Annotated in this window: 4 protein-coding genes and 1 pseudogene; all 5 read right to left on the bottom strand. The window is 46.8% G+C overall.

The features are described from left to right. Window positions 1-75: 75 nt before the first annotated feature. Window positions 76-348, bottom strand: coding sequence for a helix-turn-helix domain-containing protein (locus HCX92_RS00810; protein WP_371808376.1), 273 nt, complete (start codon window positions 346-348; stop codon window positions 76-78). A 287-nt stretch (window positions 349-635) separates the two neighbouring features. Then, complete coding sequence (locus HCX92_RS00805) at window positions 636-2783, bottom strand: TadG family pilus assembly protein (RefSeq protein ID WP_169293009.1); 2148 nt, start codon at window positions 2781-2783, stop codon at window positions 636-638. A 252-nt stretch (window positions 2784-3035) separates the two neighbouring features. Continuing rightward, window positions 3036-5273: a pilus assembly protein TadG-related protein gene (locus HCX92_RS00800; RefSeq protein WP_169293008.1), complete on the bottom strand. Its 2238-nt coding sequence runs from the start codon at window positions 5271-5273 to the stop codon at window positions 3036-3038. Between the two features lie 96 nt (window positions 5274-5369). Further along, window positions 5370-5750, bottom strand: coding sequence for a DUF3613 domain-containing protein (locus HCX92_RS00795; RefSeq protein ID WP_169293007.1), 381 nt, complete (start codon window positions 5748-5750; stop codon window positions 5370-5372). 28 nt (window positions 5751-5778) lie between these two features. Next, window positions 5779-6335, bottom strand: a pseudogene (locus HCX92_RS00790) (hypothetical protein); the annotation flags it as partial.

Genomic DNA, 6335 nt, shown 5'->3' with positions numbered 1-6335 from the left:
CTTACCACCCAGTGAATTTAAACGACAGTTAGCAGCAGAAGTCTCTAGTTATGAACTGTGCGCTTGACGGTAAGCTTACGATATTCCCAATACACCACGCTGCAACTCGGCAATCAAGGCAGGGTCTGCCTGCCGGTTAGTAGAGCCCAGCCTGACATAAACACCTTGTTCTGGCCCCTGTTTCTTAAAATAATGTGGACGAGAACTACTGGGAAAAACTTCCACAATAAGCAAGGTTTTATTATTCAGGCTAGTTAATTCTACATTGGGAACCAGACGCGGAGCGATATTGTCAGCAATTAAGTTGCAAATACGTTCTTCTTCCGCAAGGGGATCAGTAACACCTATAATCTTGTGCTCATCATTGACACCTATAATTAAACGCCCCCAGCAGAATTGGCGAAAGCAATCAAGGATTTCAACAAAGGCTGAGGTGATGAAAGGTCACGTTTAAACTCCAGAATTTTACTTTCTGGCTGTTGTAAAAGGGACAGGATGGAAGAAGTCATGAAATGGGCTTTTTCAAATTGACCTTAAAATAATCAACCCATTATAACAGTGAGTACTACATTCCCCCCTGCGGAGGGGTGGCGCAAAGCGCCGGAGTGGTTATGGGCCCGGGGTGCTGCCAATCCTTAATAAACCAACTGTGCCCCACCATCGCAACTGATTGAAATCAGCTTGGTTTTCACTGGATTTGTTTCCACACCCAGATTATCCAACAACTTACTCAGCACGTCTCCCAGCCCGTCCAAGGATGGGTTTAACAATCCGGTGATCAAGGCCAGTAGCGCTAACACATCCTGATTACCCTGCTCAACTTCAGCCTCTCTCAAGTCATCAAGCACTTCGTCAATTTGACCAATACAGCCGGTAACCGTACCTTCCATTGTAACAGGGGCACCCAGCAATGCAGTCGGCGTGCATGGATCAAAAGGGTTACCTAACACGAGCTCTAACACATCACCAAGTAACTTAACAACCCCGGTCAACAATTTACCTTTCAAAACATTGTCAACCAAGTTGCCAATCAGCCCTTCCAGACCGGTTTTCAAACCTGTTACTATTTCATCCCTGACTTTTTTGCGACAACTCCAGCCGGAACCAGCAAAATCTTGCGGCACCGGATTGCACCCTTCTTTTGCCTGCATCGCATTCCAAAGGGAACTGCCTGTTGCCTGGTCATCTCCCAGCACGCCCTCGCCTCCTTGCAAAAGATTAACGGTTGCCTCTTTGATTAAACCATCCAGTGTCTTGCCGACTGGCAACGGATTTACAAAAACCTCACTTTGTCCTTCAATATAATCTTTACCGCCATCATTGTCAGACAACACATCAAGAGCCGCTTTTGAATTCAGACTTATCAACTCCTTACCCAACAAACCCAGCGATGCCAGTTCTTTATTCCCCAAAGCCGTATCCCTGCAACTGAACGCAGAAGAAAAAACATCATCTTTGATAAGATCACCCGTACAAAGGCCCAACACAGAAGAAGTGGTTGTTATGTCCGCAATTGGCTTTTTCTCTTCAGTCTCATCGTTACGTTCACACAGAGAATTCAGGGTGGCCTTACCCGTGACCGCCTCCACACCCACGGGAATATCCACCTTCAGCCTTAACAAACCGCTGTCATAGCCTTCTGTATCACAAGTTCCTGCTGAATCAACACACAAATCCACGAATGCACGCACCGATGCGCTGTATGCCGATGTCCCCTTCCCGCCAATCCCAATAGAAGCCGGTTCAATTACCTTCGCTTCCACAGAAGCTTTCAGAATACCCCCTATACCAAGCTCCAAAGGCACGTTAAGTGCATGCTTTTTTGTGGCCACATCCAGCACCACATCCAGAATATCGCCTACGCCTATTTCCGCATTCAACGCAGACTGCAGGGAAGGCGTCATGATTTCGGCAAACAGCCCCCGGCCATTGGAGCCAGAACCAAGAGGAATCTTCACTCCCAGATTATTTAACTGAGCCTTCACGTCCAGCAAACTGTTCAGGACCGCCGCATCAATGAGATTTTGGTCAGCGGCCCCAATCGCAGCCACCACAATATCGCCCAAGCCCACATTGGTATTCAGCAAGGCATTCAGGTCACCCACTGTGGCAACGGCATCAAGGTCTTTCCCTGTGTTTTGCAACAGCTCTTTCAGCAAGCCAGATGTTTTTATTTTGACATTGGCCAGTCCCTGATAACTGCCAACGTTCGTCCCTAAGGCATCCAGGCTAAGTTTGGTTAATAAAGCGGTCAATGCCCCCTGCTCCAGCGACAGCAAAGCAGGCGCAACAGAGAACACTGCCACCGGCATGGTGCCTTTTTTAGCAATCGCCTTCGCGGTAATGGTTGCATCCACGGAAAAAGGCATAAAACCTATGGCATCATAGGTTAAGTCAACCAGTATGGCGTTATATTCAACATTATCTTCTTCGTCTTCAATTTTTGTAAAATGACCTTCTTTTTCCGCATATTTAACAAGGTCCCAAACCCCGCACGACACAGTCATGTTTGATAAGACACCGTACTGGAAATTTTCTTTGATGATGGCTTCTGCCGCCTTCTGTGCCGGATGCTCTACATTATTACAGGTTAATTCCCCTGTTTTCTCAATAAGCTGAACCGCACTTAGGGCAGCCATATCTGCGGCATTCTGAAGCTCCCGCTTCATAAAAAAGTAATAAGCCAGCTGGACACCACCCAGCAGTATCAACCCCACCACCAGGGAAACCGCAACCGGTATGATGATTGAACCACGCTGGCGGTTAATAGAGGACGTTTGCATGGGGAAACCTTTTAAAACATAACTCTTTTTTTACCTGCTTTTTCAGGAAACCTGGCCTGTACTTGGCCTATTGAATACGGTTCGTGAAATAAGGAAAAATGTATCATACTGTTAAGCATGCCACATCACGTATCTCTTCCTCTATAGTAGTTGGCCCTAATTTCATTAATTTCTGAAAGAACAAACAATGAAAATGCCTGCAAGAGTCACATGCAGGCATTTTTTATTTCTTGATAATAACAAGGTTGGCGATTAATAAACCAGCTGGGCGGGATCGCAATCAATAGCCAGAGCGGTAACATCAGTGCGGCCCAGTTCTAAGCCCAGTACATCGTCAAGTAAAGCGGTCAGCAACAAACCCACACCGTTCAGAATGGGTTTTAACAGGTTCAGGACCGGTTTTAATAAAACACATAAAGCACCATTACACGTCACTTCATTTGAGTTTTTATTAAGAAGCGACTGGATTTCTGCACTATCCGGGTTCACTGCTGCAATCTGGTTCTGGTGCTGCTTAAACAACTCTGTCAGGTTGTGTTTCACACACGTATTCCACCCCAGCAAACTGCTTAATAAACCTGCACAATTCTGAAAATTATTACCAATCCATGGAATACCAACTAGCTCCAAAAGACCAAGCGGAACACTCGTGTATGCCTTAAATGCCTCTGAAAACTTACCTCTTTTCCAAGGATTGACCAAATCATTAGGGATACAAGCCACTAAAGCACAGCTTGTAGGAATAGCCCTATCAAAAGTAAAGTCTTCTACCAACAAAGGCGGCATATATCCATCCTCGCCAGGATTTCCACTCCCGTTCAAGACCAGTTGTGTTACCACATCAACATTATACATACCGGCATTATTTTCTTTACTTTTCTCCAGGTAAGACTCCAGCAAATCCGGTATAAGGTTCGGGTTGGTTTTATAGTTCCCTTCCCAACCATCCATTGAGACCGGTGGCCGGAGTAAGCCACTTAACAAATTAAGCAAGCCGGTCACCAAATTATCTACAGTATTACCCAATTGCAAAGGATTAGGCCTGGTAGAAACTGTCTGGCCCACTTCCAAGTTTTCAACCAATTCCGTGTATTCCAAAGGCTCAATGTGCAATTTACCTGATAGCACAGGCAAATGTAATAATCTGATTAACTCGGTTTCCTGTAAACCCACTTCACATGCGCGCTTGTCTGACATAATGGAAGCGGCATCCATGCCACCCACACAAACGTTAAGCACTCTTGATCGTACCGAAATATCCATTGTCTGCGGTTTTCTGGAACACTCCAGTTTCTCTAGCGTACCCGTTCCGGAAACAACATCAATGGCAACAGGCAAATGAACACGAGTCCCCAACAAGCCACTGACTAGTGGCTTAAGCAAACCACCCAACAGGTTATCGGTATCAATATCCAGCCACAAACGAATCTGGGCACTATGCCCGGTTGTACCTACCGGACCAATCGCAATCACGGGCGGCTCCACAATGGATAACTTTGCCTTGACGGCACCCAATACACTTAAACTCGGCACTTCCAATGCGTGCCCGTTAGCTCCAAGCGCAATCGCTGTTTTCAAAATATCACCCAAACCCAGCTGTACATCAAGCGCTGAGCCTAAAGGTTCATCTCCCCCTGCGTTTCCGATCCCCAGAAACGCAAATAAACCGGACTGATTATCTGCGTTGCCAATTGGAATTTTTACACCGCCCAGGTTCAAATCCAACAGCTTAGCCCTTAGCGCTTCAAGCTGGACCCCAAGTGTTGAATCAGTCACTGCATTAACCGATGCATCTACCAAATTCAACAAGGTAAGATTATTAATATCTGCCACACCATTGGGTGTCAGAGCGCCCAGCCCACCAATACCCAGATCCACCCCCAATAAATCCAGCAAACCAGCCGGCGTTATTTTAGTATTTGCCAAACCTTCGGAATCCAGCAAGGTCAAATTATTTACATCCAGCCCCACAATTCCCAGCAAACTACCCAACAATGCACTATTGTCAAACCGCAACAACTGCGACCCAACCTGAAATGCCGCTACCGGTATATTACTTTTGGCAATTGCCTCTACCGCAATAGTGGATTTTGAAGAAAATGGCATAAACGGCAATGCATTGTAAGTAATGCTTACACGAAGGGCATTATAATGACCTTCCGCATTTGCCGTATTCACAAAGTGTCTTGGTGCAGGCAAGTCAGTGCGCCATGTGCCACACTCCATTTCAATCATGTCATCCGCCAGGGTGTCATGATTGAAGTTCTGTATGATATTAGCTTTAGTCGCGTTTTTCGCTTGCTGGCAACTTTCACTTATCATCTGCACGCCGCTTAATACCGCCATATCAGCCGTATTCTGCAGCTCCCGCTTCATATAAAAGTAATATCCCAGCTGAACACCGCCCAGCAGTATCACCCCCACCAATATAGAAACGGCAACGGGCAAGATGATGGACCCCCGCTGACAGTGAATGGCGGATTTTTTCATGAAGAACCTTCTAAAAAACACAATCTCTACTTCAAATATTTTCAGCTAGAGGAACATTTTCAAACATATACACCAACTCTAACCACTACCACCTGCTTAATTGCTTGGATCGTCAATCTTCTCTTCAAACCATTCTGGAATGGCATGATTAAAACTGTTCAGGTAGCGATCCCAGGCGATGGTGGCAGTGGCACCCAGCATGGTGTGTGGTGTGCCTGGGCGGTTAGTGTCGGCCTGCATAGCCATTAATGAGCGGGTGGTTTTACCCAAAGGCTCGGGCGGCACATATACATATAGTGATGTGTCTTCGGCATAGGTTTTGGACTCGGGAAATGCATGGGTTTTCTTGCGATCCTGCTGTGGATACACGCCCGTACCGGGAACTTCCAGTGGCGCAGTAACAGCCCCCTGGGCCATTACCAATCCCGGCATGCACAAAGCGGTAAATAAGACCGCACGAAAATTCAATAACTTCATGATTATAAACCTTTTAAAAATAGCTTGATTACTTCCGTTTAAGAATGAAGTCACCACCAACAATAGAGACTTCATCAAGGATGGAGCGGTCAATAGCACTAGATTGCGCCTTTGGTTTTGAAGTGGGAATGGCTTGTGAAAGTGCTTTCGATGGCGCTTTGTCCGAAGCTGCCTGTGCCTTGGCAGCCAGGCGTTTTTCTTCGGCCTGTTGCTGTGCCAATTCAGCCAGGCGTTTTTCCTCGGCTTGCTGTTGGGCGACTTCAGCCAAGCGTTTTTCCTCAGCTTGCTGTTGGGCGACTTCAGCCAAACGTTTCTCTTCAGCCTGCTGCTGTGCCAATTCAGCCAGGCGTTTTTCCTCGGCTTGCTGTTGGGCGACTTCAGCCAAGCGTTTCTCTTCAGCCTGTTGTTGGGCGACTTCAGCCAAGCGTTTTTCCTCAGCTTGCTGTTGGGCTACTTCAGCCAGACGTTTCTCTTCAGCCTGCTGCTGTGCCAATTCAGCCAAACGTTTTTCTTCGGCCTGCTGTTGCGATACAGGTGGCCAGACAAACGCCGGTTGCATCATGGCAATCGGGTCATTGCTGGGAG

This window comes from Advenella sp. EE-W14, assembly GCF_012923605.1.
GTDB classification, from domain to species: domain Bacteria; phylum Pseudomonadota; class Gammaproteobacteria; order Burkholderiales; family Burkholderiaceae_B; genus Advenella; species Advenella alkanexedens.
The sequence above is the reverse complement of the archived record's forward strand: the minus strand, read 5'-3'. Positions and strand labels throughout refer to the sequence as shown.